Source organism: Streptomyces sp. NBC_00285 (assembly GCF_036174265.1).
Lineage (GTDB): Bacteria > Actinomycetota > Actinomycetes > Streptomycetales > Streptomycetaceae > Streptomyces.
Genome location: NZ_CP108055.1, coordinates 9,535,485 through 9,560,414, shown reverse-complemented (window position 1 = coordinate 9,560,414; position 24,930 = coordinate 9,535,485). Strand labels below are relative to the sequence as shown.

20 protein-coding genes are annotated in these 24,930 nt (G+C 71.1%); 10 read left to right on the top strand and 10 right to left on the bottom strand.

The annotated features are described in order from the left end of the window. Nucleotide 1: 1 nt before the first annotated feature. The 5 genes from OHT57_RS43800 to OHT57_RS43780 all read right to left on the bottom strand — a co-directional run bounded on the left by OHT57_RS43800 (nucleotide 2) and on the right by OHT57_RS43780 (nucleotide 6,359). Nucleotides 2–1,711 carry a hypothetical protein gene (locus tag OHT57_RS43800; RefSeq protein WP_328752540.1) on the bottom strand — a complete coding sequence of 570 codons (1,710 nt, stop codon included), beginning with the start codon at nucleotides 1,709–1,711 and terminating at the stop codon, nucleotides 2–4. A 2-nt stretch (nucleotides 1,712–1,713) separates the two neighbouring features. Continuing rightward, a complete protein-coding gene (locus tag OHT57_RS43795; protein WP_328752539.1) occupies nucleotides 1,714–2,616 on the bottom strand; it encodes a carbohydrate ABC transporter permease in 903 nt (300 codons plus the stop codon). Further along, nucleotides 2,613–3,533, bottom strand: coding sequence for a carbohydrate ABC transporter permease (locus OHT57_RS43790; RefSeq protein WP_328752538.1), 921 nt, complete (start codon nucleotides 3,531–3,533; stop codon nucleotides 2,613–2,615). Before OHT57_RS43790 ends, OHT57_RS43795 begins: the two co-directional genes overlap by 4 nt. A gap of 121 nt (nucleotides 3,534–3,654) precedes the next feature. After that, nucleotides 3,655–4,962, bottom strand: coding sequence for an extracellular solute-binding protein (locus OHT57_RS43785; RefSeq protein WP_328752537.1), 1,308 nt, complete (start codon nucleotides 4,960–4,962; stop codon nucleotides 3,655–3,657). A 275-nt stretch (nucleotides 4,963–5,237) separates the two neighbouring features. Continuing rightward, nucleotides 5,238–6,359 (bottom strand): ROK family protein, encoded by a 1,122-nt coding sequence (locus OHT57_RS43780; RefSeq protein ID WP_328752536.1) that lies wholly within the window; start codon nucleotides 6,357–6,359, stop codon nucleotides 5,238–5,240. 309 nt (nucleotides 6,360–6,668) lie between these two features. Between OHT57_RS43780 and OHT57_RS43775 the strand changes: the two genes are divergently transcribed. The 3 genes from OHT57_RS43775 (at nucleotide 6,669) to OHT57_RS43765 (ending at nucleotide 11,442) form a co-directional block, all read left to right on the top strand. After that, a complete protein-coding gene (locus tag OHT57_RS43775; protein ID WP_328752535.1) occupies nucleotides 6,669–7,568 on the top strand; it encodes an N-acetylglucosamine kinase in 900 nt (299 codons plus the stop codon). A 170-nt stretch (nucleotides 7,569–7,738) separates the two neighbouring features. Then, nucleotides 7,739–9,670, top strand: a complete 1,932-nt coding sequence (locus OHT57_RS43770) for a phosphatase PAP2 family protein (RefSeq protein ID WP_328752534.1) — start codon at nucleotides 7,739–7,741, stop codon at nucleotides 9,668–9,670. Nucleotides 9,671–9,765: 95 nt separating this feature from the next. Continuing rightward, on the top strand, nucleotides 9,766–11,442 hold the full coding sequence (locus OHT57_RS43765; RefSeq protein ID WP_443053650.1) for a phospholipid carrier-dependent glycosyltransferase: 1,677 nt from the start codon (nucleotides 9,766–9,768) through the stop codon (nucleotides 11,440–11,442). Nucleotides 11,443–11,471: 29 nt separating this feature from the next. Here the strand turns inward: OHT57_RS43765 and OHT57_RS43760 are convergent, their stop codons facing one another. Continuing rightward, complete coding sequence (locus OHT57_RS43760) at nucleotides 11,472–11,873, bottom strand: DUF3662 domain-containing protein (protein ID WP_328752532.1); 402 nt, start codon at nucleotides 11,871–11,873, stop codon at nucleotides 11,472–11,474. A gap of 198 nt (nucleotides 11,874–12,071) precedes the next feature. Here OHT57_RS43760 and OHT57_RS43755 point away from each other — a divergent pair, with 198 nt between their 5' ends. The 4 genes from OHT57_RS43755 to OHT57_RS43740 all read left to right on the top strand — a co-directional run bounded on the left by OHT57_RS43755 (nucleotide 12,072) and on the right by OHT57_RS43740 (nucleotide 16,932). After that, nucleotides 12,072–12,995, top strand: coding sequence for a MurR/RpiR family transcriptional regulator (locus tag OHT57_RS43755; RefSeq protein WP_328752531.1), 924 nt, complete (start codon nucleotides 12,072–12,074; stop codon nucleotides 12,993–12,995). 406 nt (nucleotides 12,996–13,401) lie between these two features. After that, a complete protein-coding gene (locus OHT57_RS43750) occupies nucleotides 13,402–13,794 on the top strand; it encodes a hypothetical protein (RefSeq protein ID WP_328752530.1) in 393 nt (130 codons plus the stop codon). A gap of 47 nt (nucleotides 13,795–13,841) precedes the next feature. After that, a complete protein-coding gene (locus tag OHT57_RS43745) occupies nucleotides 13,842–14,408 on the top strand; it encodes an antibiotic biosynthesis monooxygenase (RefSeq protein ID WP_328752529.1) in 567 nt (188 codons plus the stop codon). Between the two features lie 160 nt (nucleotides 14,409–14,568). Continuing rightward, nucleotides 14,569–16,932 carry a SpoIIE family protein phosphatase gene (locus OHT57_RS43740; RefSeq protein WP_328753500.1) on the top strand — a complete coding sequence of 788 codons (2,364 nt, stop codon included), beginning with the start codon at nucleotides 14,569–14,571 and terminating at the stop codon, nucleotides 16,930–16,932. 35 nt (nucleotides 16,933–16,967) lie between these two features. Here the strand turns inward: OHT57_RS43740 and OHT57_RS43735 are convergent, their stop codons facing one another. The 3 genes from OHT57_RS43735 to OHT57_RS43725 form a co-directional block, all read right to left on the bottom strand. Next, on the bottom strand, nucleotides 16,968–17,453 hold the full coding sequence (locus OHT57_RS43735) for a flavin reductase family protein (RefSeq protein ID WP_328752528.1): 486 nt from the start codon (nucleotides 17,451–17,453) through the stop codon (nucleotides 16,968–16,970). Nucleotides 17,454–17,470: 17 nt separating this feature from the next. Beyond that, nucleotides 17,471–18,145 carry a peptidoglycan-binding domain-containing protein gene (locus OHT57_RS43730; RefSeq protein ID WP_328752527.1) on the bottom strand — a complete coding sequence of 225 codons (675 nt, stop codon included), beginning with the start codon at nucleotides 18,143–18,145 and terminating at the stop codon, nucleotides 17,471–17,473. A 77-nt stretch (nucleotides 18,146–18,222) separates the two neighbouring features. Then, the gene (locus OHT57_RS43725) at nucleotides 18,223–19,086 is read right to left on the bottom strand and encodes a hypothetical protein (RefSeq protein WP_328752526.1); all 864 of its coding nucleotides are present in this window, start codon (nucleotides 19,084–19,086) and stop codon (nucleotides 18,223–18,225) included. Nucleotides 19,087–19,222: 136 nt separating this feature from the next. On the opposite strand from OHT57_RS43725, the gene OHT57_RS43720 reads away from it, so the two are divergent. Both OHT57_RS43720 and OHT57_RS43715 read left to right on the top strand, forming a co-directional pair. Beyond that, nucleotides 19,223–19,912, top strand: a complete 690-nt coding sequence (locus tag OHT57_RS43720; protein WP_328752525.1) for a TetR family transcriptional regulator — start codon at nucleotides 19,223–19,225, stop codon at nucleotides 19,910–19,912. A gap of 189 nt (nucleotides 19,913–20,101) precedes the next feature. Then, the gene (locus OHT57_RS43715; RefSeq protein WP_328752524.1) at nucleotides 20,102–20,515 is read left to right on the top strand and encodes a Zn-ribbon domain-containing OB-fold protein; all 414 of its coding nucleotides are present in this window, start codon (nucleotides 20,102–20,104) and stop codon (nucleotides 20,513–20,515) included. A gap of 54 nt (nucleotides 20,516–20,569) precedes the next feature. On the opposite strand, the gene OHT57_RS43710 is transcribed toward OHT57_RS43715, so the two are convergent. Continuing rightward, complete coding sequence (locus tag OHT57_RS43710) at nucleotides 20,570–21,922, bottom strand: Gfo/Idh/MocA family protein (RefSeq protein ID WP_328752523.1); 1,353 nt, start codon at nucleotides 21,920–21,922, stop codon at nucleotides 20,570–20,572. 210 nt (nucleotides 21,923–22,132) lie between these two features. On the opposite strand from OHT57_RS43710, the gene OHT57_RS43705 reads away from it, so the two are divergent. Next, nucleotides 22,133–24,877: a hypothetical protein gene (locus tag OHT57_RS43705; protein WP_328752522.1), complete on the top strand. Its 2,745-nt coding sequence runs from the start codon at nucleotides 22,133–22,135 to the stop codon at nucleotides 24,875–24,877. Nucleotides 24,878–24,930 lie beyond the last annotated feature (53 nt).

The window sequence follows — 24,930 nt, the reverse complement described above, 5'->3', positions numbered from 1 at the left end:
TTCATGCCTGAGATGTGGCGCGCAGTGCGAGGGTCAGTGTCTGCGGTCCGTGCCCACCGAGGTAGACGCGGTTCCCGGTCGTCTCGTCGGTGCCGCCGACCACGGTGTAGTCCTGACCCGGGTCGTAGCGCAGTACGTCGCTGCGGTCCGGCCCGGCGAGCGGTTCGCCCGTCTCGACGTCGGCCTCGACCCGGATCCCGTCGTCGCCGACCCGGTAGGTCATCGGCCCTGTCGTCAGGCACCAGCGTCCGTCGCCGATCGGTACCGCGCCCTCAGTCACGCCGCCCGGCCGGAAGGTCAGTTCGAGGGCCCACGGCACCGTTGGGCCGCTGATGTCGATCCGCAGGTCGGCGCCGTCCTCCCGCAGGTCCACCTCGACTCGGGTCGTGTGGGAGACCTCGTCCTGAGGGCGGTCGGGGAAGGCCATCGCCGCGGAGAAGCGGCCCTCGTCCACCAGACGGTAGGCGCCGTCGTCGCGCCTGAGGTCCTTCGGGAGCGGCTGGTAGTAGGCGGCTGTGAGGGTTTGGGTGAGCCGGTACCGGTTGTCGGCGATCCGGTGCATGTCGGCGGCGCGGAACGGGCCGAGGTCGAAGAAGCCCCGGGAGAGCCGGACCGCGTCGAGGACGGCGCCGCCGGCGAACAGACGCAGGAAGGTGGGATTGCAGGCGAGGCCCGAGCGGATGCGCCGGTGGCCGGGCACGTCGGAGCCGCCGTACACCACGGTGTGCGCGTCGGCGGAGGTGCGGGCGGCGAGGCGGGCGGTGGTGAGGTACCGGTCGCGGGGCAGGGTCTCCGCACTCGATGAGGGCAGTGCTCGGCACAGGTCCGGGGTGAGGAGGGTCTGGGCGAGCAGGTCGGGGTCGTCGATGCCGCCGGCGGCCGCCAGCCGCGCCGCCCTGCTGAAATCGCCCCGGCCGGTGCGGACCGCGAACAGCCGGTAGTGCGGGAGGTAGTGGGCCAGCGGGAACGGGTGGCTCTGGTCCTGCCGTCGCGAGTGGACCGTCTCCACCGTGCCGTCCGGCCTGATGAGGTCCAGAGTGGCGGCGAGGTTGCGTTCGACGGCGTCCAGCAGGTCGGTGCGGTCGAGGACTTCGGCCAGCAGCAACAGCGACGGGTTGGTCACGTGGCACGCGTAGACGGCGCTGCGCTCCGAGTACAGGCCCTCCGCGTCGATGTCGACGCCCTCGGCGAGCCATTCCTCGACGCGGTCGAGGAGCCGGTCGTCGGGGAACGAGCCGTGCAGCCGGGCCAGCGCCGCCGACAGCTCCCAGCGGTGGTTCGGGGTGTGCACCCCGCCGGCCAGGAGGCTGCCTGAGGCAGCCCCGGCGATCTCGGCGAGCGCGGCCGTCACCTCGCGCAGTTCCGGCCCCGCGCCGGCGGCGAGGACGTGCGCGTCGCACACGTCGCCCACGGTGAACGCGGAGTCGGGCGGTGACTGGACGTTGTCGCCGCCCGCGAAGAGGCCGGTCGTGGTCTGCACGGCCCGCAGGGCCCGCAGGTGGGTCATCGCGGCGGCGACGGCCTGTCCGCTGCCGTGCAGTGCCGAGTCCGGAGAACGATAGGCCGCGACCAGGTTCTTCACCCGCCGCGCCAGACCTCGGTGCGGCACACCGGCGGGTTCCTCGTCGGGACCGGCCGCGAGCTGAGTGGCCAGCCGGTCGGCGGCGAGCGCCGCCGACCGGACGAACTCGTGGTCGAGCGGGGTGAGCAAGGTCAGTCCTTCAGTCCGGCGTTGATGTCGGCGCCCATGACGTAGCGCTGGAAGACCAGGAAGACGAGGATCAGCGGGATCATGGAGATGACCGAGGCGCCGAGCAGCACCGACCAGTTGATGTTCTGTGCGCCGACGATGCTCTGGATGCCGATCTGCACGGTGAACTTGTTGGGGTCGTTGAGCATCAGCAGCGGCCAGATGTAGTCGTTCCAGCGCCACTGGAAGGACAGGATGGCCAGCGTCAGCATGATGGGCCGGGAGATCGGCACCATGATCCGCGCGAAGATCGCCAGCTCACGCGCGCCGTCGATGCGCGCGGCTTCCACGAGTTCGTCGGGAACCGTCAGGAAGAACTGGCGGAACATGAAGCAGCCGGTCGCGGTGAGCACGGCCGGAAGGATGATGCCGGCGAAGGAGTTGTAGAGGCCGAGGTTGCGGACCACCAGGAACTCGGGGGCGAGCATGACCTCGCCCGGCAGCATCGTGGTGGCCAGGATGCAGATGAAGAACGCCTTGAGCCACTTGTTGTCGTACTTGGCGAGGGCGTACCCGGTGCAGCAGCTGACGCCCACCGTGAGGATCGTCGTGATCACGCACACGAGGGCCGTGTTGATGAAGTACTGGGAGAAGTTCGCGCTGTCCCAGGCCGCCTTGAACCCCGACAGAGTGGGGTTGTGCGGAACCAGCGTCAGCGGATACGAGAACAGGTCGCTGGACGGCTTGAAGGAGCTGAGGACGAACCAGAGCACCGGGAACCCGTACAGGCACGCCACGATCCACAGCAGTGTCGTCGGGGCGATCGCCCGCCGGAGCCCGCCGGTGGCCGCCCTGTGGGGGCGCTTCTTGGCGGCGGGCCGCTTGGGGTCGCCGTCGAGCGGGCGTGGCATGTCTGTGGTTGTCATCGGTTCTCCACCCGCCGGTTGACGATCAGCTGGACGATCGCGACGGCCATCAGGATGAGCATGAGCACGAATGACGCGGCGCTCGCGTAGCCGATCTGGCCCCGTTTGAAGCCGGTCTCGTAGATGTACTGGACGAGCAGGTTGTTCGAGGAACCGGGGCCGCCGTTGTTGAGGGCGACGAACACCGGATACTCCTTCATCGCGTTGATCGTGTTGAGCAGGATGACGATGAACGAGGTGGGCGCGATGCTCGGCAGCGTGATGCTGAAGAACTGGCGCCAGGGGCCGGCGCCGTCGAGCGAGGCCGCCTCGTAGTAGGACACCGGTACGTTCTTGATGGCCGCGATGAACAGCAGCATGGTGAAGCCCGTTCCGGCCCAGGACGCCGCCATCACCACCACCAGCAGCGACAGGTCCGCGTTCGACTGCCACGGAACGGCGCTGCCGCCGAACTTCTCGATGACGTAGTTGACCAGTCCGAAGTTCTCACCGAACATCCACCGCCACAGGACACCCACGACGATGGGCGACAGCAGCCACGGAATGAAGAAGATGACCCGGGCGACCGACCCGCCCTTGGCGCTCTTGCTCACCACCAGGTTGGCGGCGAGCAACGAGACCACGAAGTTCAGCGGTACGACGAGCACGGCGTACAGCAGCGTCCGGCTCAGCGCGTCGTAGAAGGTGGAGTCCCCGAACAGGTTGTGGTAGTTGTCCAGTCCGATGAACTGGAACGCCCCCACGCCCGTGTAGTTCGTGAAGCTGTAGACGAGCCCGATCACCGCCGGCCAGACGAAGAACAACGCGAAGAGCACGACGTTGGCCGCGATGAGGACGAGCGGCGCAAGGGTGTACTTGTTACGTCTCGTGGACCGGCTCGGCGGGCTCGCGGACACGGCCGAGGCGCGTTTTGTCATCTTCCTGACTCCGTGCTGGTGGAAGGGATTCCTGTGGGCTCACGCCATGAGCCCGGCATCGCGTGGATGCCCGGTCCGGGCGGCGGCGTCAAGACACCGCCGCCCGGACCCCGGCCCACGATCAGCCGCCGACCTGCTGGTTGTAGCCGGCCACGATGTTCTCCAGGGCCTTGTCGGCCGACTGCTGGCCGTTGATCGCCTTGCCGAGTTCCGTCTTGGTCGGGTCCTCGGTGAGGCTCTTGCCCTTCAGCACCCAGCTCGTCTGCGCGCCGTTGAAGTAGCCGGAGATCGGGGCGTACAGCGGGATCGACTCGTTGTAGAGCTTGAACGCCGCCTGCGCCGCCTCGGACTTGAAGGGGTACGTCGGGTTCAGACCGCTCTCGACCGGCAGGAAGCCGGACGCCTCGCACAGCGCCTGGTAGTGGGCCGGCTCGTACAGCCAGGACAGGAACTTCTTCGCGGCGGCGGACGCGTCGGCGTTGTTGTTGAAGCCCACGACGTTGCCGCCGCTGTTCACGTCACTGGCCTGCACCGGCTGGGCCGGAGTCGGGACGCTCGCCCACTCGAACTTCTTGATGCTCTCCGCGAAGGCGGGCACCTGCCACACACCGGACCAGTAGGCGACGACGTCACCGCTCTGGAACATGGCGGACGGGTCGGCGCCGCTGGTCCACACCGACTTCGGCATGATCTTGTCGTCGTTCCAGCCGACGAAGGTGTTCACGGCCTTCTTGGTCGCCGCGTCCACCGAGAACTTGCCGGAGTCGTCCGCGTGGACGTACTGCCCGCCCATCTCGTACACCATGGCGCGCAGTCGCGACGGCGACTGGTCGAAGGTCAGGGAGTACTTGGCCTTGGTCTTCTCGCGGACCTTGTTCGCCGCGGCGATGAAGTCGGTCCAGGTCCAGGTCTTGTCGGGCGAGGCCGGGAAGGAGACGCCGGCCTTCTCGAACAGCGTCTTGTTGATGTACAGGCCGGACGCGGTGACGTCCGAGGGGATGGCCAGCACCTTCCCGGACGAGTCCTTCGCCAGGAAGTTGGGGTTGATCTTGTTGGTCTTGTTGTTGGCGATGGAGGCGAGGTCGATCAGCTTGCTCGACCAGATCGGGTCCAGCGCCGGCACGGCGGCCACGTCGGGCAGGGAGTTCGCCTGCGCGGCGTTGTGCAGCTTCGTCGTGTAGCCGTCGTAGGGGATGTTGACGAGCTTGACCTTGACGCCGGTTTCCTTCTGGTACGCCGCCACCGACTTCTTCCAGCCCGCGTCCTGTCCCGGAACCGTGGAGATCCAGAACGTCAGCGACTTGGACGTGCCGCCCGAGCCGGAGCCGGAGCCGCAGGCGGAGAGCAGCAGGGCACCTGCCGCGGCGACGGCAGCGAGCGGAACCACGCGGCCGAGTCGGCGAGAGCGCCGCACACCCACAGTAGTCATCTTGGATCCCTTTTCGTCATGGGGGACGGAACACGGCGCCGACCGATGCGGCACAGGTGCATCTTGCAGGAAGGTTTGCTTTCCGAGGGCGCGGCCTCGCCCGGCCGCGTCATCCTGACGGGCGAGGATCCCCGGCCGTCGTGGCCGTCACCGCACGAGCACGCCCTGGTGCGGTTGCCGTACGTCGAGTACGGGCGGGACGCTCGCTCCGAGCCGACGTCCCGGTCGGCTTAGAAAGCGCTTGTCCGGACATTGGCAGACCGAGTCCGAAACCGTCAATCCTTCGTCCGGGCCGCACGGGTCACGGTTTGGACTCCTCGGGCGACGGCGAGGCGGGCGGCGCCCACGACGGTGCCGAGATCGCCGACCTGGCTGCTGACCACCTCGGTGGGCCAGCTCAGTCGCTCCAGCTCGGCCCGCACACCGGCCAGGAGCTGCGGATACGCGCCCGTGCTGCCGCCCAGCACCAGCAGTCCCGGGTCCAGGACGGCGGTCACCGCGGCGGCCAGCCGGCCCACGTCCACGGCGTGCCGGTCGACGATCGCGCGGGCTGTGCCGTTGCCCTGTGCGGCGAGGGCGAAGAGCCGTTCGGCGGTGCGGGGGCCGGCACCGTCGGCTTCCGGCCAGGTCTGGGCGGCCCGGCGCAGCAGGGAGCGGGACCCGATGTACTCCTCCAGGGCCTCGTGGCGCGGCTGCAGGGTGTCGTCCCAGGGGTAGGGCAGCCGGGCGACCTCTCCGGCGGCGCCGTTGGCCCCGGCCAGCACGTGTCCTCCTACGACGATGCCGAGACCGATTCCGACGCCGATCCGCAGGTAGCCGAAGGTGTGGCGGCCGCGTGCGGCGCCCTCGTGGAGTTCGGCGAGAGCGGCGCAGTTGACGTTGTTCTCCAGGTGTACGGGCACTCCGGCCGGCAGTGCGACGGTCACCGCGTCGAAGACGGGGCCGGCTTTGGCTGTGGCGGGGCGCATCCGCTGGGGTGCGGTGACGTCACCGACGGCGACGACGATGGTGCGCAGCGGGGCGTCGGCGGGCAGCGCGAACAGCGCGTCGCGCACCACGTCGGCGGCTTCGGCGCGGGGCCCGGTGGCCTCGGCGAGCAGGGTGCCGTCCAGGGCGCACGCGCGGACTCTGGTGAGGGCAGGGCCCAGGTCGACGGCGAGTACGGCACCTGCGGCCGGGCCCAGGCGGTAGACGGCGGCGCTGCGGCCCGTACCGCTGGAGGTGGTCCCGGAATGGGCGGCGAGCTGGGCGCCCTCCAGTTCGGCGACGGCGGCGGAGACCGTCGGCTTGGACAGCCGCGCAAGACTGGCGAGCTGCGGACGGGTAGCGGTACCCGCCTGGGCGAGCACGGTGAATACGGCGTTTGCGCTTTCGGTCAGACGGGGGGCTCTTGCCACGTCGTGTTCCACAGTTCCCCCAGGTCAAGGGCCATGCTCCGGGGCCGATCGGCTCGGCGGGAGGTGGCGGTGGGTTGCCCTGGCGGCACGCGTTCCGACCCCTGGCGAACGGCCTGGGAAGTCGGGGGCGTGACGCCTATTGACACGCACTGTACTTCGTTAGTTAACTTCCTAACGAACGTCACGGTACTCGCCTGCCGTGGTCCGTCAGAGGCCCGTCCCGGGGCTTCCCTAATGCTCCAACTACCCTGCCTCCAGGCACGGTTCGCCCACCGTCGCAGCACACAGCGCATCGACGAAAGAGGTTCCGTGCAGGACACCGCACCCCTGGTGGTCGGCATCGACGTGGGCGGCACCAAGACGCAGTTCCGCGCGTTCGCGGGCGACACTCTCGTGGCCGACCACGTCCGTTCCAGCAGCGGCTGGCGGCCGCACGACCCCGTGACCGCCGCCGGCTGGCTTGCCGCTCTGGCCGCAGACGCGCTTCCCGCCGGCACCCGCCCGTCCGCCCTCGCCGTCGGCGGGCACGCCTGCGAGACCCCGCGCCAGTGCGCGCAGATCCGCACCGCTCTCCAACTGCACTTCGACGCGCCCGCGCTGGTCGTGGGCGACGCCGAACTGCTGGTCCCCGCAGCGGGACTGGACAAGGGTGTCGGCCTGGTCGCCGGTACCGGATCCGTCGCGGTGGGCCGCTTCGCCGACGGGACCGCCGTCCAGGTCGGCGGCTGGGGCGCGCTGCTCGGCGACGAGGGCGGGGCCGCCGGTCTCGTCCGCGAGGCCGTACGGGCCGTATGGGCGGCGCACGACCGCGGTGAGGAGCCCGACGCGCTTGCGCACGGTCTGCTGGCCGGGTTCGACGTCCTGGAGGTACCCGCGCTCGGCGCCGCACTGGAGCATGTCTCGGCCGCCTCCGCCGAGTGGGGCCGGCACGCGCCGGCCGTCTTCGCCGCCGCCGAGGCGGGCTCCCCACTGGCCCGTACCGTGATCGCGGAGGCGGGCCGCGCCCTGGCCGGGCTCGTCGAACGTCTCGCTGCGCGCGGGGTGGTGGTCGACGACGTCGTGGTGGCAGGCAGTACCGTCCTCGCCCAACCCTCGCTGTACGACGCCTTCGTGACGGCTCTGGCGGCCACTGTGCCCTCGGCCCGGCCGACCCCCCTGCGCGCCCCGCCGGTCGACGGAGCCGTGGCGCTGGCCCGTTCACTTGCATGACATGTCCTGGTCGACGAATCTCCTCCACTCCGACATGACTCGCCCGTAGATGTTCGCTCGTACGAATTAGGAAAGCGCATTCGACACGCGCGTCGTCCGGCGCATCATGAGTCGCATCCGCACCAGCTTCCCCGGCCGTACGGCCGTAGAGCTCAAGAGAGGCCACACCCATGCCGTCTTCCGCCGGGCAGCACTCCCCCGCGCCGGTCACCGAACGCACCATGCGACGAAGGGGATTCCTCAAGACGTCCCTAGGCGCCTCGGCCGGCGTCCTGGCAGCGCCGACCCTCGTCAGCTGGCTGGCCGCCGCGGACGCGAAGGCCGCCACCGCGACCCTCGCGTTCGTCGACGACTACAAGACCAACCTCTCGGCGAACCGCACGCCCGAGACCAACGCGGTCGTGCGGGCCCTGGGCGGCTTCGCCCAGATCTGGAAGACCGGCGACGCCTGGAACACCGGCACGCCGCTGCGGCCCGACATCCTGCGCGCCAACGTGCGTTACTGCATCGACATCACGACCCGGCGCACCCCGGCCGAGGCGAAGCTGGCGTTCCTCTACGACCGGATGCACCAGAGCTACTCGACGATCGACGGCCTCGGCCCGCTCGCCGCCCTGTACAAGACGGGAGCCAAGGCGGTCACGTCGATCACCAGCGCGCCCGACGGCACTCCCGCCACCACCATCGACGACGCCGTGCCCGCAAACGCTCCCGCAGGTTCCGCGCTCGGCGCGGGCTCGCACGACTCGGCGCTCGGCAAGGTGGCCGAACTGGTCGACACCGTGCGCGGCAACTGGGCGTCGGGCAACCCGTCCAAGTACGCCTACCTGTACCCCCGCCCGTGGCGCATGAACGAGGACAGCCAGGTCGTCGACACCGGACAGAAGGACGCGCTCGGCTACCCGGTCTACGACTCGAAGGTGGTCGTCGCTCCCCAGCTGCTGCGCCAGCGCAGCGCCTCTCCGGCGGACGACGGCGGCTTCCCCAGCGGTCACACCAACGCCTACCACCTGGCCTCGCTGGCCTACGCCTACGCCGTCCCCGAGCGTTTCCAGGAGCTGGTCACCCGGGCGCTGGAGCTCAGCCACACCCGGATCATGGCCGGCATGCACTCCACGGTCGACGTCCTCGGCGGCCGCATCATGGCGACCGCGCTGTCCGCCGCCACCCTGGCCGACCCCGCGAACGCCGCTCTCAAGGCCGCCGCCCGCGCCCAGGCACTGGCGTACTTCACCCAGCAGACCGGCACCACGGCCGACACCCTGTTCGCCTACGCCCACTCGGACGCCTCCGACCCCTACGCGGACCGGAAGGCCAACGAGCGCGCCGTCACACCCCGGCTGACCTACGTGCTCAAGCGGGAGGGCGGCAACAAGCCGTTCACCGTGCCGAAGGGCGCGGAGGTCCTCCTGGAGACGCGACAGCCGTACCTGAGCGCCGAACAGCGCCGTGAGGTGCTGCGCACCACCGCGCTGCCCTCCGGGTACGTCCTCCTCGACGGCTTCGAGCAGTGGGGCCGCCTCAACCTCTTCGCGGCCGCGGACGCCTACGCCTCCTTCGACTCCGACGTCTCCGTCACCCTCGACGCGAAGTCCGGCGGCTTCCACGCGGCCGACAGCTGGCGCAACGACATCGACGGCTGCGGCGGGCTGACCAAGCGGGGCAGCGGAACGCTCACCCTGACCGGCCACAACCGGTACACCGGCGGAACAGTGCTCAAGGACGGTGGCCTGGTCGCCGGTTCGGCCCACGCGCTCGGGCACGGCGACGTGCGCGTGCAGGGCGGAAAGCTGACGCTGAGCGACAAGTCCCTTCAGATCCACGGCACCTACAGCCAGGAGGCCGGCACGCTGGAGCTGACTCTGCTCTCCGGCCAGGAGCCGGTCCTGGAGGTGACGCGACGCGCGGCGCTCGGCGCGGGCAGCGTGCTGTCCCTGAAGCTCGACGCGCACAAGCCGCCGAAGGCCGGGCACACGGTCAGGGTCCTCTGCTCCCAGGGACTGCGCGGCCGGTTCGACCGTGTCGAACTGAACTCCGACACGCTGCGGGCCGTACCCGTCTACACGGCGGAAGGTCTGTCGGTACGACTCGTTAAGCGGTGACGCCCTCGGGGGCGGGAGCCGGTGCGAGAGTGACCCTCATGAGGTGGCTCCGCATCGCTCCCGCCCACCGCCCGGCCGGTGTCACCGCGGGGCGGATGATGGCGAGCCAGCAGCAGACGGTCCCGGACACGGCACCCGCGTCCGGGACACGCGACGAGGAACAACGGCCCCGACCGGCACGGCGGTGGCTGGTGCCGCTACTCGTCGTCGTGCTGCTCGCCCAGATGGCCGCCGCCATGGTGACCACCGCCGTGCAGCAGACCCCGACGATCGACGAGCCCGTCTACGTGGCCACGGCCGCCGAGTACCTGCACGGTCAGGGCATCCGCTACAACCCCGAGCACCCGCCGCTCGGCAAGCTCGTCATCGCCGCCGGGGTGGCGGTCGCCGACCCGCACGTCGACACGTCGTACCGCGGCCCCCAGATCGGGCTCGGGCCGCATCTGCTCTACGAGTCGGGCAACGACCCCTGGCAGCTGATGTTCTGGGGCCGGCTCCCGGTGATCGTGCTGACGCTGCTGTTCGGGCTGGTGGTGTTCGCCTTCGCCCGGGAGCTCGCCGGAAGGGCGGCGGGCCTCGCGGCACTCGCCCTGTACGCCTTCTCCCCCGACGTCGTCGCCCACGGCTCGCTGGCCACGCTCGATGTGCCGACGGCCGGCTTCCTGCTGACCTCGGTGTGGCTGTCGTGGCGGGCCCGCGTACGGCCGCGGCTGTATCTGCCGCTCGCCGGTCTGGCCCTCGGGGCGGCGCTGGCGACGAAGATGAGCGCACTGGCGGCGGTTCCGGTGCTGCTGGGGCTGGCCGCCGTATCGGTGTGGAGCGCCTGCAGGGATGCCGGGATGCGCCGGAGGCTGCTGCGGGCGCTAGCCGGAGCAGCCGTCGTGGCGGTGGCCGCGACCGCCGTCGTGTGGGCCTCCTACCTGGTGGTGGATCCGCGGCTGCGGTGGACGTCCCAGGATGCGGTGCCGGTCGTGCACGGGCTGCGGGGGACGCTCGTGGAACTGCTGCCGTTCCCGCAGGCCTACGCGGACGGGATGCGCCTGCAGTTCCACTTCGAGAACTACCCGTGGGAGGGCTTCCTGTTCGGGCGGGTGTACACCGGGCATCTCTGGTACTACCTGCCGGCCGCACTGCTGGTGAAGACCCCGCTGGGCCTCCTCGCGCTGTGGGCTCTCGGTGCCGTCGTGCTGGTCGCGGTACGGCGACTGCGGCCCGCCGCCCCGTATCTGCTCGTGCCGGCGGGCGTGTTGCTGGCCTCCGCGATGACGGGGTCACGGGACTTCGGGACCCGGTACGCGCTCTTCCTGCCCATGTTCCTGACGGTGGCGGCCGGCTGTGTCCTCGCAGTGCGCCGACGGTGGGCGACAGTCGTGACCGGGGTGCTGGTGCTGTTCGTCGCGGTCAGTTCGCTGCTCGCCTTTCCCTACTATCTGCCGTACGCCAACGAGGCGTTCGGCGGCCCGTCCCGCACCCATCTGCGGCTGCACGACTCCAACGTCGACTGGGGCCAGGACCTAGGCCGGCTGGCCGACCGGCTGCGCGAGCGCTACCCGGACGAGCGGATCTGGCTCGTCTACAAGGGCAGCGGGGTACCGTCCGCCTACGGCATCGAGGCATCCGATCCGCGTGCGGCGCCGATCGACGACGTGCGCGGACTGCTGGTGGTCTCCGACTCGTCGGTTGCCAAAGCGAAGGGCCGACTGGCCGAGTTGATCGACAGCAGCCGTCCGGTCGACGAGGTCGGCCACTCGATCACGATCTACCGCCGATGACCACCCCGGCGGATGCGGCCCGCGCGGGTTCAACGGGTCGCGTGCTGGAACGCCTCGGCGCTCACGTGCGGCATCGCCCTGCTCGCCACGCGATAGCGGCCGTTGGGCACCCGGTTGGCCCTGGTCAGGTGGACGGTCAGCGGGCCCGCCCATTCGTAGCCGTGCCGCTCGCCGTGCCGGGCAAGGGTGTCCGCGAGTTCCTGGCCCACGTCGCTGCCCCGGCGGGCGAGTTCGTCGTAGGCGAAGTCCGCGAGCTCGACGTCGTACGCGTTGGGGACCACCACCCGGTTCTCGCTGCACACGACCACGTTGCTGTCGCACTCACGCCGCAGCGCTTCCAGGAGTTCGACGGGCTCCCGGTCGACAACACGCGACCACAGCGCCTCCCACCCGTGCTCCATTGCCTGTTCCAGCGTGCTCAGCGCGCCCATTACCTCTCACCTGCCGAAAGATCCGGTGTCGTGTACGGCGTCGTCACCCGGGCCTTCTCCGACGCCCAGAGGCGGGTGCCCGTCCGGCGGCCGGATATCCGTCGTTTCCGGCGGCCGGCGGATGCCTTCGTACAAGCGCTGGTCACCGGGGTGGGTGAGCTATGTTGACTCACCGTGGGAGACAAAGGAGGCGCCTCGGTGCCATCGCCGCAACAGGCACGCGCACAGGCATCCGCGATCACCTCGGGCAGGACCGCACCGGAAACGGAGGCCGCCCCGGCCTCCCAGCTCAGGACGCTCTTCGACAGGCCCCGGCTCTCCCCGGGGCAGCGGCGCATCGCGCAGTACCTGATCGAGCACATCACCGAAGCGGCGTTCCTCTCCATCACCGACCTCGCGGAACGCGTCGGTGTGAGCCAGCCCTCGGTGACCCGGTTCGCCGCGGCCGTGGGCTTCAGCGGCTACCCCGCGCTGCGGGAGAAACTCCAGGCCATCGCGCTCGGCACCCTGGCAGGCGGCCCGGTGGCGGACGAGGAGTCGCGCGGCAACGAACTCCAGTCCGCGGTCGACGCGGAGATCGAGAACCTGGAGAACCTGCGCCGCGACTTCGCCGACCCCGACCAGATGATCGACCTCGGCCGCAAGTTGTCGGAGTCGACCCCGCTGACCATCCTGGGCCTGCGCATCTCCGCCTCACTGGCCGAGTACTTCGCCTACGCGGCCCGCCGTATCCATCCCGACGTACGGCTCGTCACCCGCGGCGGCAGCGTCGCCTACGACTCCCTCCTGCAGTCCCGTGAGGCGGGCGGCACCTGGGTGCTCGCGTTCTCGATGCCACGGCACGCCCAGGAGACCCTCACCGCCCTGCGGGTCGCCCGCAGCGCCGGTCTCAAGGTCGCCCTGGTCACGGACCTGGCACTCGGTCACGTGGCCGACGAGGCGGACGTGCTGTTCACCACCGGCACGGGCTCCCGCCTGGTCTTCGACTCCTACGCGGCCCCCGGTGTGATCGCCGCCGCCCTGCTCCAGGCGATGACCGACGCCGATCCCGAGCGCACCCAGGCACGCCTGGAGGAGTACGAACAGATCTCCGACCTGCACCAGTTCTTCCTCCGGGACTGACCTCGCCGGCCCGCCGGCCGGTGCGACAACGGGACCATCCACAACAAATCGCGCCTGAATGTTTTCATACCGCTTGCAAAGCGGACGGCATATATAAATACTGCTCACGGATCACCCCGGAAACCCCACCGGGACCCTTTCCGCACCCCTGTCCCCATCTCCACATCCGCCCGAGAAAGCCGACGGACCGCCCATGCGCACGCTGCACCATCCGCCGCGCAGGCCCCGTACCGCCTTCCAGGGCTCCTGTACGAACATCCCGAGCCGTCGTCACCTACCCGCGTCGGCGCCCGGGGTGTTCGGTAGGGCCTCGCCTGCACGCGAGCCCATGGCGGCCCCGGTCATCCCCTAGACCGGGGCCGCCCAAACCGTCGACCACCCGCACGACGCCGCACACCCGGAAGCGATGACCATGCCCCTGACGACCACGCGGACCACCACCCGCCTCGGCCCGGACTGGCCCTGCCAGGTCAAGGCCCCCGGCAGCTACGACTGGGAGCGCTCCGCGGCCAAGTGGCTGCGCGAACTGGTGCCTGCGCGATACGCCGGCTACCCGGCGCTGATGCGGCACACCGTGCTCCTCGCCCGGCACGCGCAGATCCAGGTCCAGCACGAGATCAGGGTCGCCCGCACCGCGCTCCAGACCGCCCGGGCCGACCTGCCCTCGCTCGGACTGCCGGAGTCGGTCATCGAGCACACCATCAAGCTGTACGCGGCGGAACTCCTCCAGCTCCAGCACATCGCCCGCAGCGTCCGCGAGGTCACCCAGGCCCTCGTCGGCCACCACCACGGCCGCTGACTTCCGCGCGGGCATGATCCCCGCCGTACGTGGGACCCGTGGTGAGCATGAGCACCACCGACGTACGGCGCGGCGACCCGGTCACCACGGTTCTCACCTGGGAGGTGCGACCTGGCCGGGAGCGCGACTTCGAACGCTGGACGCACGGCATCACCCGCTGCGCACGACGCTTCCCCGGCAACGAAGGGGTGTCCTGGCTCCGCCCCGAGGGCGGCCACCGCTTCCACGTGGTACTGCGCTGGTCCGACGCGCATCGGCTCACCGCCTGGCTGGAGTCCGGGGAACGGGCGGCCTGGCACGCACGGATCGAGGACATCGCCGCGGAACTCGGCAGCGAACGGCAGTCGACCACGGGGCTGGAGACGTGGTTCAGCCTGCCCGGCACCACGGTGCGGTCCCCGGTCCGCTGGAAGATGGTGCTCACCACGTTCCTCGGCGCCTTCCCCTGCACGCTGCTGATCCAGTGGCTGGCGGCGCCCCGCACGGCGGCCTGGCCGCTGCCGCTGCGGGCCGCGGTGTTCCCGGTGGTGCTGCTGCCGGTGCTGACCTATCTGGTGATGCCACTGCTGAGCCGGCTGCTGCGGAGGTGGCTGTACCCACCGCCGGACCGCTGAGGCAGCATGGACCGGTGGCCGTTCCGGTTCCATGAACGGGCGGTGTCACCGATGTGTGGGGCGTGTGCGCAAGGGTGTGATCGACGTGCGTCCCATGTGCGATGCTCGACGCGTGACGAGCGAGCCCGCCGGCCTTTCGCCCGCCGGTACCACGCCCGACATGGCCGCGCTGGCCAAGGTCGTGGCCAGACAACGTGCCGAAATGGACCGGTTGCGGGACCAGGCCGCCACCGAGGCGGTACTGGAGCGGGCCAAGGGTGTCCTCATGGCGCTCAGCGGCTGCACTCCGGACGCGGCGGGTGAGGATCTGCAGCGGCGCGCCAAGGCCGCCAACCGCACCCTGATCGAGGAGTGCTGGATCACCCTCGGCTCCCTGGTGCCCCCACTGCCCGGCGCCGATCCTTCCGCCACCCCCCTGTCCGCCGTCCCCGCACCTGCCGGTCCGCAGACCGTCCGGCCGGTCGCCGCCGGCCGGGACACTTCCGACACGGACGACGGCTTCGCCGTGCTCGCCCGTCTCGGCAGGTCCCTCGCGCACGTCGTCTCACCCCACGACCTGGCCGGCTGCCTGCTGGAGGAGCTCGCGGCGGAGGTCGACGCCGACGCACTCCTCATCTTCCGGTCCCGGCCCACGGGCGGACTCTCACTGATCGGTCACGCCGGCGTCGACGACACCCTGGCCACCCAATGGGCCCAGGTCCCCCCGCTGAGTGGCATCACCGCGCTTGAGGCTCTCCGCGCGCGGGAGCCCTACTGGCTGGAGGACTTCGCGACCGACCGGGAGAAGTTCCTGCTCATCGGCGACCCGCCCGAGCGCTGGCTGTCCCGCGCCTGGCTGCCGGTGCCGACCGGCGACGGGGCCGAGGTATGCATCGGGATCCTGCGCACCCGGAGCGGACCGTTCTCGCCACGGGTCCGGCAGCTCCTGTCGGCCGTCGTCCGGCTGTGCGCCGGCTGGCTGCGGTCCCTCGGCACCCGCCCGGAACGCAGCACAGCTGCCGCTGCCGCCGCCACGCAACCCGTCTTCGACTCGCTGCCGGGCTCGGCGATGCTGCTCACACCACTGCGCGGCCCGTCGGGTGAGGTCGAGGACTACCGCATCGACGCCGCCACCAGGCAAGCGGTGGACGTCGTCGGCCGCACCGGCAGGCAGCTGCTCGGCCGGCGGATCTTGGAGTGCTTCCCGAGCATGGCGGACGAGGCACTGTGGCAGGGCTGTCTGCGCACCCTGACCACCGGGGAACCCTTCGAGGGCGAGCCCTTCGCCCACCAGGAGGTCGTGGACGGCACCGCCGAACTGTCCACGTACGCGGTGCACTCGGCCCGGCTGGGCGGTGCCCTGGTCGTCACCTGGGTCCGGCAGGACTCCTCCGACCGGCAGGAGCAGCGCCTGGCGGACGTACAGCGGTTGGGGAACCTGGGCTGGGCGAGCTGGAACCTGGTCACCGACGAGGGCAGCTGGTCCTCCCAGGCCTTCCTGGTGCTGAACCGGGACCCCGCGCTGGGGCCGGTCCGCCTCGCCGACCTGCCGGAGCTCGCGCTGCCCGAGGACGCTCCGATGCTGGCCCGGGCCGTGCGCGAACTCGTGCGCACGGGGCGGCAGTTCGACATCCCGTTCCGGGTCAGGTCGGGGACCGAGGTCCGTCATCTGCGGATGGTCGCCGAGGTGGTGACGGACGCCGAGGACAGACCCGTCGAAGTGCACGGCTTCGTCCAGGACCTCACCGCGCAGCGCAGCGCCGAACTCGCCCTCGTCGAGAGCGAGGCGGCGATCGTGACCCAGCACGGCGTGCTGCGCGCGGAACGCTCCCTGGCAGCCCGGCTCCAGCACGCGCTTCTGCCCCTGCCCACCCGTCCGGTGAACCTCGCCGGACTGCGGGTGGAAGTGGCCTATCTGCCGGCCGAGTCGGGGATCCACGTCGGCGGTGACTGGTTCAGCGCCATCGAACTGCCCGACGGTGACGCCCTGTTCGTGGTCGGTGATGTCGCCGGGCACGGCATCGACGCCGTGGCCACGATGGCCCAACTGCGCTTCACCGCGAAGGGCATGGTCATCACCGGTTCGTCACTGACGGGGGCGCTGACCCGTCTCAACACCCTGCTGTTGCACTCACGCGATTCGCACGGCACCGCGACCATGGTGCTGGCCCGCTACGACCCCGACGAGCGCTGCCTGGTGTGGGCCCAGGCCGGTCATCCGCCACCGCTGCTGGTGCGCGGCGGACAGGTGCAGTATCTCGACCGCCCGGTCGGGATGCTGCTGGGGGCGTGCTCCGATCCGGACTTCGAGGAGGCACGCTGCGTCCTGGAACCGGGCGATCGCGTCCTGCTCTACACGGACGGCCTGGTCGAGCGGCCCTCGGAGGGCATCGATCCCGGTCTGGAGCGGCTCGCCGCGGCCGTCGCGGCCCACCACAGCACCGATCCCGGCTCCCTGGCCCCGCTGCTGGCCTCGGTGCTGGACGGCGACGGGCGTGACGACGTCTGCGTCGTGGACATCCGGGTGCCGGACGTGCCGGACTGAACCGCCCGGCCCCCCTTCCTGTGCTCCGGCCGGGCTCAGTCCGCCGGGTGCCCGGGCGGGATCGAGGTGGCGTCGGAGAGCCGCAGCAGCCGTGTGCCGTCGGTGCCTTCACGCTCGCCCCATGTTTCCGGTTCCAGGACGAACCCGACATGGTCGCCGCCGTCCGTGCGCAGGACGACCGTACCGACGAACCAGGCCGCCGCGTCCTCCAGTACGACGGCCCCGCCGGGCTCCTCCCGCCAGCGGGCCCGGGCGAACTTGTCCGTCCGGTCCCCCGTCTCCCCTCCGAACAGTTCGGCGAGGCCGCGCTGTTCGCGAGTGAGCAGATGGACGGCGAGACGGCTCGCGGTGCGGGCCACCCGGTAGGTGCGGTTGGCCTTCGACAGCCACACGACGTACCGCACGGGCCGGATCGAGCACTGGGAGGCGAACCCGACCAGACAACCCGCCCGGTCGCCGTCAGCGGATGCGGCGGTGACGACGCACATGTCGGGGTCGAGCCGGTCGAGGAAGGCGTCCATGCCTTCATCGTCCTCGATCAGCCGCCCGTACGGGACTCCAGGTCACGCCGGGTGTCGTTCCCGTACACACCGCTCTCGTCGCCACGGATGCCGTACCAGAGCTGGAAGCGGGCCACGGCCGCGGTCAGGGCCGCGTCGTAGGTGCCGGACGTCGATCCGCCGGCGTAGACGTCAGGTATGCGCAGCAGGCGTTCCTGGAGGTCGGTCACCTCGGGGCCGCTCGCCCCCTCGCGGAGGGTGCCGGCGCCGTCGGGGTCGGTGGCGCCGGACGCGGTCGGACTGGGGGTGGGGGCTACCGAGGCGGGGGCGGGGGCGGTGGCGGAGGCTTGGGGAGCGGCCTCGGCGGCGCTCTCTCCTCGCCCGACGAACAGCAGCGCACAGCCGAAGCCGATCACCGCGGCCGCGGTAACGGCCGTCGCGATCGCCGTTCGGCGCAGCCCCGGCACCCGTCCGCGGGGAATGTCGCGGGCGCGGGCGCGGCCGCGGTCCCTGACGGGCGGCAGCTCCTCGGTCGCGTCCTCCGCTCCCGGCTGCGGGCCGGGCAGCGCGATGGACTCGTAGCCGACGGCGCCTCGGGGCGGCAGGTCCTTGAGCAGTTCGGCGAGCGCGTCGGTGCGGCGCGGGCGCAGCACCACGATGGGTTCGATGGGCCGCTTGTCCGGCGGCACCCCTCGGTCGGACGGCGTGGGCATCCCGGTCTCCTTCCGTCCCGTGCACAGGGGTCTGTGCCGATCCCCGGAGAGAGATACGGGGCCGCGGGGCCGGGAGTTCAGCGCTTCGCGGGTGTGGAGGCAGCTCCTCCGGTGCTCCCTGAGGCGAGGAACCTGTGCAGCGAGGTCTTCATCGCGCTGACGAAGGCGTCCCTGCCCCGGTCGTCGAGGGCGTCCAGGGACAGGTACGGGTTCAGGTCCTCCAGTTCGACCAGCAGGAGTTCGCCGCCCGGGGCCCGGCAGGCGTCCACGCGCTGGATGCCGTGGCCGAGGGCGTTCCAGTCGATGAAGCGCTGGGCGAACTCCAGGTCGTCCGGGGTGGGTTCGTACGGCTCCAGTTCCCAGCGCCGGTCGGTGTGCGGGGCGTACAGGGCGTACTGGAACTCGTGGTCGACGAAGTAGAAGGACACCTCGTAGGCGAAGTCGACGCAGGGCTGGACGAGCACGTGCCCGTCGATGTGGTCGCGCACCTCGTGCTCGGGCACGACCCGCAGGCCTATGGAGTCGGCGCCGATCCTGGGCTTGACGACGTACCGGTCCGCCCTGGGCAGCCGGTGCAGGTCCTCGGCGCGGTCGACCGTGGGGATGACGGGGTGGCCCGTGGCCGTGAGGTCGAGCAGGTACTGCTTGCCGGCCATGTCGGCCTTGCCCGAGAGCGGGTTGTAGACGCGCGTGCCGACGCGGAGTGCGCGCTCGCGGAACGCGTCGTACGCCTCCTGGTGGCCCAGGACGGGCCCGCTGTTGCGGACGACGACGGCGTCGAAGGCGTCCGCCAGCGCGGCGGCGTCCCGGGGGTGGCACAGGGCGAGGTCGAACTCCTCCCTGAGGCGCGAGGTGAGGACGATGTCCTCGTCGCAGTAGCGGCGCCCGCGGGCGGGGTAGGCCAGGTCGGTCACGTACAGGAGAGCGGGGCGGCGGGGCATGCGGGGCTCCTCGGCGGGCGGGGCGCCGATCGTATGCGGCGGAGCGCCGACCGGACAACAGGAATAAAAGCACTGAGTTCCCTCGCTCGGCAGCACCCAGTGCCATGCGAGTGGTCCAGGTGCTACGTTCGCGACCATGAGCTCCACTAAGCCCCCCATGCGGGACGCGCTGGTCGCGGCCGCCTTCCAGCTGTTCCTGGAACGGGGGTACGAGCAGACCACCGTCGACGACATCGTCGCGCTCGCCGGAGTCGGACGCCGCTCGTTCTTCCGGTACTTCCCCTCCAAGGAGGACGTGGTCTTCCCCGACCACGAGCGCTGCCTGACCGACATGACGGCCTTCCTGGCCGCGAGCGATCCCGGGTGCGACCCGCTCGAACGGGTCTGCCAGGCGGTGCGGCTGGTCCTGCGGATGTACACCGAGAACCCGACCTTCTCCGTGCAGCGCTACCGCCTCACCAAACAGGTGCCCGGCCTGCGCGCCTACGAGCTGTCCGTGGTGTGGCGCTACGAGCGCTCCTTCGCCGAGTACCTGCGCGGACGCCTGAAGGGCCTGCACGACGGGACGCTCCGGGCCGACGTGATCGCCGCCGCCGTGGCCGCCGCGCACAACAACGCCCTGCGTTCCTGGCTGCGCTCGGACGGTCAGGGGGACGCCGATCAGGCGGTGGAGCACGCGCTCGGCTATGTACAGGCGGCCTTCGGGGACGCTGCCGCGCCGGCCGCCGACGAACGGCCCGAGGACGTGGTGGTGATCGTGTCCCGTCGCGGCGCCCCGCTGTGGCGGGTGGTCCGGGAGATCGAGTCCACGCTCGACGACGTCTGAGCCGCACCCCGGCCCGGCGCCCGAGCGTGCCACGCCGCACCGCCCGAAAATGAGGGTACCCAGTACCTTTACTCCCGGCACTGAGTGCCATACGCTGACGCCGTGCACGGTGGCACAGGGAGCCGCGCACATCCGTGCCCGGTGTCCCGCGCACGGAGGTTTCCGGCCGAGCGCAGGGAGTTGACCAGCGTGTACCACCACTCAGGAAGCATTGCTCGTCCGGCAGTCGGCTCCGGGACGGGCGTGCTCGATCCCGTCGCTCCGGCCACGAACGCGATCCAGTTCCAGCGCTGCACCTGGTGCGCGACGACGATGTACCACCGCCTGCTGTGTCCGGTCTGCCAGGGCGGCGACCTGCGCACGGAGCGCAGCGAGGGCGTGGGCACGGTCCGCCACTCCACGGTGGTGAACCGCAACACCCCCGGCGCGCGCAACGTGTCGCTGATCGAGCTGGCCGAGGGCTTCGTCGTCCGGGGCCGGGTCATGGGTCCGCCTGCCGCGATCCACAGCGGTGACCGGGTGCGGATGTCGACGGCCAAGGACCCGGTCCGCGCCGAGCCGGTCTTCCAGCTGCTCGACGAGCCCTACCGCGCCTGGAGCTGACGGATCACCGACTCCGTTCGGGGTTGCGGGACTTCGCCGCTCACCGCGCCCCGCTCACCACGCCCCGGGTATCAGGTCCCGCACCCTGACCGGCTGCCCGGTCTCGAAGCACCGGTTGGCGGCGAGACCCACGCCGAGCGCCAGGGCACCGTCCCGTTCGGTGGCCGTGGGATGGGTGGCGGCACCGGCGTCCGTACTCCCGGAAGGCGCCGGCGGGTCCACGGGCCCGAAGAGCGCGTCGAGCATGCGCGGGTCTCCCCCGCCGTGCGCCTCGTGGGCGGTGACGAGCGGCACGTCGACCGGGGGCTGCCACAGGGGGCGCAGGGTCAGACGCGCGCCGCCCGCGTGATCGGCCGCGGTGTCGCCGTGCAACGCGCCGCTCGCCGAAGTGATCCTGGTCAGGGGTGCCTGCCAGCGGCTTTCCTCCACTTCCAGTTCCAGGCGGCCCGCGCTGCCGTTGAACATGACCCGGTAGCCCTCCCACGGGGAGTAGGCGGTGAGGTGGTACGTCATCGTCGCGCCGCGGGTGTGGCGGACGAGGAGCGCCATGTCGTCCTCGATGGTGACGGGCCCGTCGAAGACGTTGCGGTCGCGGAGGTAGCCGTCGTCCTGCTCGGCGTCCAGATACAGGGCACGCAGGGTGTCGTCGGCCGCGAGGTCGAGGGCGAAGGGGTCGTCGGCGGCCGGGCCGGCGCCGTGGGCGCGGGTGTAGTCGCGGCGCAGACCGTGGCGTTCGCCCGCCTCACGGCCGTAGAAGCCGAGCCGGCCGTAGCCGAAGACGTCCTGCGGCTCGTCGTCGAGCCACCAGTTGACCAGGTCGAAGTGGTGGCTCGACTTGTGGACCATCAGGCCGCCGCTGTACCGCTTCTCGCGGTGCCAGCGGCGGAAGTAGTCCGCTCCGTGCCGGGTGTCGAGGAGCCATTCGAAGTGGACCGAGAGGATCTCGCCGATCGCGCCGTCGGCGAGCAGGGCGCGGACCTTCTCGTGCACCGGGTTGAACCGGTAGTTGAAGGCGACCGTGAGGGAGTTGCCGGTGTCGCGGACCGTGTCCAGGATGCGCGCGCAGCGTTCCGCGTCGACGGTCATCGGCTTCTCCGTGACCACCCGGCAGCCCGCCTGGAGGGCGGGGACGATGTAGCGGTCGTGCTCGGCGTCGACAGTGGTGACGACGACCTCGTCGATGTCCCCTGCGGCGAGCAGGTCGGCGAAGCGCTCGGGCTCCCACTGGCCGGCGGTGGGTTCACCGGCCTCGGTGAGCAGCCGGTTGTGGAAGGCCATGCGGGCGGGGCTGGGATCGCACAGGGCGACGACGCGGTGTCCGGGGCGGGCGGCGAGGGCCCGGGTGAACAACTGGGCGCGGTGGCCGGTACCGACGACGGCCGCGCGGAGGTGGGGAGTTCGGCTCATGGACAGCGCTTCCCCCGTCCGGTGATGCACCAGTCCCCGTGAACGCGCTGGCTTGATCACGTCGTTCGGGGCGCGGCCTGTCCTGCGCACAGACAACCCACAGACACACCTCTCCCGTCCTACGTGACGCGAGAGACGCCCGGTACAGACGGGACGTCCGCGCATGGGGTTTTGAGGAGAGAACCATTGATCCGTGCCCGGCGAATATGTGTGACCGCCGTGGCGGTGCTGGCGGCCCTTGCGGGCTCGCCCGGACTGGCACAGGCTGAACAGCCGGCTCACGCGGGAGTGTTGAGCGCGACGGACGACAGCGGGCTTCCGCCGGGGTGGCGGATCGACGGGCGGAGCGGGACGCGTCAGCTGGTATGGCGTGCGCCGAGACCGGTGCCCATCGGGGACGCGCGCGTCGAGTTCCGCACCGGGGACCGGCTGCTCGGGGTGCCGAAGCCGGCGAACGACGGGCGGACCTTCCGGCTCGCCCTCGACGAGGCACGTCCCGCTCGGCTGGCGGACCTGCAGGTGACGGCCGCGGGGCGGCGGTTGGACGCGGCGGCCGACGACACGACCGAACGCGGCCTGAGCGGGGCACGTGTCCCTGCCCGGATGCCCGCGAACAGCGTTGATCCGGGCAGGCCCGGCTCGTACCGCACGGTCACCGGGGAGTACGACCTCGCCCCGGTGCGCCTGCCAGGGTTCGCCACCCCGGTCGAGATGCGCGCCGAGGTCGTGGCCCCGAAGGGAGCCACCGGCAGCCGGCCGCTCGCACTGTTCCTGCACGGCCGTCACGCCACCTGCTACAAGCCGGGCACCGAGGACGACGTGACCCTCGACTGGCCCTGCGCAGCCGGCTACAAGCCGATCCCGAGCTACCTGGGATATCTGCGTGACCAGCAACTGCTGGCCTCCCAGGGCTACGTGACGGTGTCGATCTCGGCGAACGGCATCAACGCCCAGGACTGGAAGCCCGAGGACGCCGGCGCCCAGGCGCGCTCCTCGCTGGTGCGCCGGCACCTCGCCCACTGGGCCGACTGGGCCGCCCACCCCTCCACCGCTCCGGCCGTCGTACGCGAGGCACCGAAGGCGGACCTCTCCAAGGTCCTGCTCGTCGGCCACTCACGCGGCGGCGAGGGCGTCAACCGGGCCGCCATGGACAGCCTCTACCCGCCGCCGGCCGCCGAGGACGGCTATCGGGGCCCGGTGCGCTGGAAGGTGCGCGGGACGGTACTCATCGGACCGACGATCTTCGGCCAGAATCCGGTCGCCGACGTGCCGTCCGTGACGCTCCTGCCGGGCTGCGACGGAGACGTGTCCGACCTCCAGGGTGAGACGTTCGTCGACGGGACGCGCGGGATCAGCCAGGGTGCCGCGCTGCACAGCGCGGTCTACGTGGTCGGCGCCAACCACAACTACTTCAACAGTGAGTGGACCCCGGGCGAGGCCGAGGCGCCGTCCGAGGACGACTTCTACGCCGAACCGGAGCAGCCGGACCCGGTGTGCTCGCCGGGTGCCGCGACCCGGCTGACCGCCGCCCAGCAGCACAAGGCGGGCGCCACGTACATCGCCACCGCGGCCAGGCTCTTCCTCGCCGGCGACGACCGGGCCCGTCCGCTGCTCGACGGTTCCGGCAAGCGGGCCCCGTCCGCCGACCCGGCCCGGGTATTGACCCACGCCGTCGGCGGTCGCCGCAGTGGCGGTTTCCTGCCGGACGGCGGGGCGAAGGTGACCGGTGCCCGAGTGTGTTCGGCGGTCGACCCGGACCCGGCCGTTGCCTGTCTGGACCCGGAGACCCCCGGCTCGTCACCGCACTTCGCGTCATGGGAGACCGGGCAGGAGACGGGTCGCAGCGCGGTGGCCCTGAAGTGGTCCGCGCCGGGTACGGCCGCACGCGTCACCGCGGCCCGGCCGCTCTCGCTGCGGGGCTCCCAGAAGCTCGCCCTGCGGGTCTTCGTACCGCCGAACACGACCGGCACCAAGTTCGACGTGTCCGTCACCGACGCCTCGGGGCGCCGGGCCACGCTGGGCCGGGCCGAGGTGGCGGGACTGCCGGGCTCCGCGAACACCGCGTCCTACTGGGCGCAGGAACTGCGTGTCCCGCTGACAGCGGCCACCCGGGCCGGGCTCGACCTCAGGCACGTCAAGTCCCTTGAGCTGACACCCCGTTCACGGTCGGGACAGGCCTGGCTCATGGACGCCTGGGGCTGGGCACCGGGCACTCCCGCAGTGAAGGCGGCCGCGCTGCCACGGGTCGACGTGGGGCGCACGACCGTCAAGGAGGGCGACTCGGGCACCCGCACCTACCGGATCCCGGTCAGGACCTCCGGGCACGGCAGCGGCCAGGTCCGCGTGTACGTCCTCGACCCGGCCGGCGGCCCGACCCGGAACAGCGTCGTGACCGTACGGCCGGGAAGCGACGCGATCGACGTGCCGGTGAAGGTGAAGGGCGACACGTCCTACGGCGACGACGTGGACCACGACATCGCCGTCAAGGCCGTCCACAACGCGGTCATCGGCCAGGTCCGGGGCGGGGTCACCGTCGAGAACGACGATCCGGAGCCGGTGGTCACCATGACTCCGGTCGCGGACCGGGTGACCGAGGGAGAGTCGCTGACCTGGCGGCTGTCCTTCGACAAACCCGCGTCCGTGGACATCTCACAGCCCGTACTGGTGGTCCCGGTCACCGAGGGCACCGAGCTGTCCACCAAGGACGTCGACCCGCAGTGGCTGACGGACACGTCCGGTGACCTGCCCGACCCCGAGCGGCCGCTGTCCTCCGCGAGCCTGTGGGTATGGCTGAACATCCCGGCCGGCAGCAGCGGCATCGACTTCGTCGTGCCGACCGTCCGCGACCAGGTGGCGGAGCCGACCGAGTCGATGCGCCTCATGCTCACCGACTACTACGACAACCCGCTGCCCGACAAGCCGGTGCTGACGGGGACGGTGCTCGACCGGCCGTGAACCGGCGTCGTACGGCCGGCGGCAGAAGCCGTCCCGTACGACGGTTCGTGATC

Excerpts from the sequence above, each read along its gene's own strand:
- OHT57_RS43740 (WP_328753500.1), top strand. The coding sequence starts at position 14,569 with ATGGCCGCGCTGGCCAAGGTCGTGGCCAGACAACGTGCCGAAATGGAC.
- OHT57_RS43770 (WP_328752534.1), top strand. The coding sequence starts at position 7,739 with ATGCCGTCTTCCGCCGGGCAGCACTCCCCCGCGCCGGTCACCGAACGC.
- OHT57_RS43790 (WP_328752538.1), bottom strand. The coding sequence starts at position 3,533 with ATGACAAAACGCGCCTCGGCCGTGTCCGCGAGCCCGCCGAGCCGGTCC.
- OHT57_RS43720 (WP_328752525.1), top strand. The coding sequence starts at position 19,223 with ATGAGCTCCACTAAGCCCCCCATGCGGGACGCGCTGGTCGCGGCCGCC.
- OHT57_RS43760 (WP_328752532.1), bottom strand. The coding sequence starts at position 11,873 with ATGGGCGCGCTGAGCACGCTGGAACAGGCAATGGAGCACGGGTGGGAG.
- OHT57_RS43745 (WP_328752529.1), top strand. The coding sequence starts at position 13,842 with ATGAGCACCACCGACGTACGGCGCGGCGACCCGGTCACCACGGTTCTC.
- OHT57_RS43795 (WP_328752539.1), bottom strand. The coding sequence starts at position 2,616 with ATGACAACCACAGACATGCCACGCCCGCTCGACGGCGACCCCAAGCGG.
- OHT57_RS43735 (WP_328752528.1), bottom strand. The coding sequence starts at position 17,453 with ATGGACGCCTTCCTCGACCGGCTCGACCCCGACATGTGCGTCGTCACC.
- OHT57_RS43765 (WP_443053650.1), top strand. The coding sequence starts at position 9,766 with ATGATGGCGAGCCAGCAGCAGACGGTCCCGGACACGGCACCCGCGTCC.
- OHT57_RS43710 (WP_328752523.1), bottom strand. The coding sequence starts at position 21,922 with ATGAGCCGAACTCCCCACCTCCGCGCGGCCGTCGTCGGTACCGGCCAC.
- OHT57_RS43725 (WP_328752526.1), bottom strand. The coding sequence starts at position 19,086 with ATGCCCCGCCGCCCCGCTCTCCTGTACGTGACCGACCTGGCCTACCCC.
- OHT57_RS43785 (WP_328752537.1), bottom strand. The coding sequence starts at position 4,962 with ATGACTACTGTGGGTGTGCGGCGCTCTCGCCGACTCGGCCGCGTGGTT.
- OHT57_RS43730 (WP_328752527.1), bottom strand. The coding sequence starts at position 18,145 with ATGCCCACGCCGTCCGACCGAGGGGTGCCGCCGGACAAGCGGCCCATC.
- OHT57_RS43750 (WP_328752530.1), top strand. The coding sequence starts at position 13,402 with ATGACCATGCCCCTGACGACCACGCGGACCACCACCCGCCTCGGCCCG.